Consider the following 625-nt stretch of genomic DNA (forward strand, 5'->3'; position numbering starts at 1 on the left):
AGAGCCAGCATGTTGCAGCCGAAGGTGTCCTGCAAAGCCGTGTGCTTGTACAGGTTGTTCATGACGACACGCGGCTGAGCGTCACGCTTGAGGACGATGACTAAACGCTGACCAGTACGGGCTGAGGAGTCGTCACGGATGTCGGCGATACCGTTGATGCGACCGGAGTTCACCAGGTCGGCGATCTTGGTGGCGAGGTTGTCCGGGTTGCACATATAAGGCAACTCGGTGACGACCAGGCACTGGCGTCCCTTCTTGTCCTCTTCCATGTCGATGACGGCACGCATCGTCACCGAACCGCGGCCGGTGCGGTAGGCGTCCTCGATGCCCTGCCGACCCACGATGAGGGCGCCGCCGGGGAAATCCGGACCCTTAATGCGCTCCATGCACGCCTCGAGCAGTTCCTCGTGGGAAGCATTGGGGTGAGCCAAAGACCACTGCACGGCCTCGTTGACCTCGCGCAGATTATGGGTCGGGATGTTGGTGGCCATGCCCACCGCGATACCTGAAGAACCATTGACAAGCAGGTTGGGGAACCTCGACGGCAAGACGACCGGTTCGGTCTCCTTGTTGTCATAATTGGGCTGGAAATCGGCAGTGTCCTGGTCGATGTCGCGCACCATCT

The 625-nt window shown here is 60.2% G+C and carries 1 protein-coding gene; it reads right to left on the reverse strand.

Annotated elements, in window-relative coordinates; all coding sequences use genetic code 11:
• On the reverse strand, nt 1-625 hold a 625-nt coding region (locus HMPREF0721_RS11215; protein ID WP_006599912.1), incomplete at both ends, for a DNA gyrase subunit A.

The sequence above is a fragment of the Pseudoramibacter alactolyticus ATCC 23263 genome (genome assembly GCF_000185505.1).
Lineage (GTDB): Bacteria > Bacillota > Clostridia > Eubacteriales > Eubacteriaceae > Pseudoramibacter > Pseudoramibacter alactolyticus.